This is a genomic window from Nonomuraea lactucae (genome assembly GCF_003313395.1).
GTDB classification, from domain to species: Bacteria; Actinomycetota; Actinomycetes; order Streptosporangiales; family Streptosporangiaceae; genus Nonomuraea; species Nonomuraea lactucae.
The window spans coordinates 1-750 of the sequence record NZ_QNFZ01000361.1 but is presented as its reverse complement, the minus strand read 5'-3'; the positions used below and the strand labels follow the sequence as shown (position 1 = coordinate 750).

Below are 750 nucleotides of genomic sequence, written 5' to 3'. Positions count from 1 at the left end.
CGGCCCAGGCGCGGGTCGGCCAGCCCGCACCGCGCGCCCACCTCCCACAGCTCCCGGCACGGCTCGGCGGCGGCCAGGGCGGCGTCGGCGGCCCGGTCGTCGGTGACGAGGGCGTGGGTGACGGCCACGCAGACCGGCCAGGTCGCGGGGTGCTGGGCGTCGAGATAGCGGATCTCGAGCCAGCCCCGGGGCCGCACCGGGGGGAAGACCGTCGAGGCGTGGTAGACCAGATCCTCTGCTGTGAGCCGCCGCTCGCCGTCGGAGTGAAGCCAGTCACGGAACGTCGAGCCATCGCGGACCGGGCGATAGCGCTCCTTGTCCTCGCGCACCAGCATCATCCGGGCATCCAGCAGGTATTCGGCCCAGTCCGCGACAGGATCGCCCGAGGCGGGCACGGGGGAGGTCCTGGTGCGGTCGAGGTGATCCCAGACGGCCTGGCGGCCCGACATCCAGCCGCACGGCCGGCCGCCGCTCAGCGGTGAGTTGGCGAAGGCGGCCATCAGCACGGGGCCGAACGCGTGCGCCCGCTCCCACCGTGTCACCGGCCGTTCGCCCAGGTCGAGGTTGACCTGGATCGACGCGGTCGAGCACATCATCAGCGGCCCGTACGGCGCGCCGAGGAACTCGGCCATCGCCTCGTATCGGGGCAGGCGCAGCTGACGGCGGGCCGGCCGGATCGGGTCGAGGCCCACCCCGGCCAGCGCCAGTCCGGCCGCGCGCAGGGCGTCGCGCACGGCTGCCACGTCGGCG

Annotated in this window: 1 protein-coding gene; it reads right to left on the bottom strand. The window is 74.8% G+C overall.

All coding sequences use genetic code 11. The features are described 5' to 3' along the window. A partial coding sequence (locus DQW85_RS21960) for a glutamate-cysteine ligase family protein (protein WP_240197342.1) occupies positions 1 to 750 on the bottom strand: 750 nt, incomplete at both ends.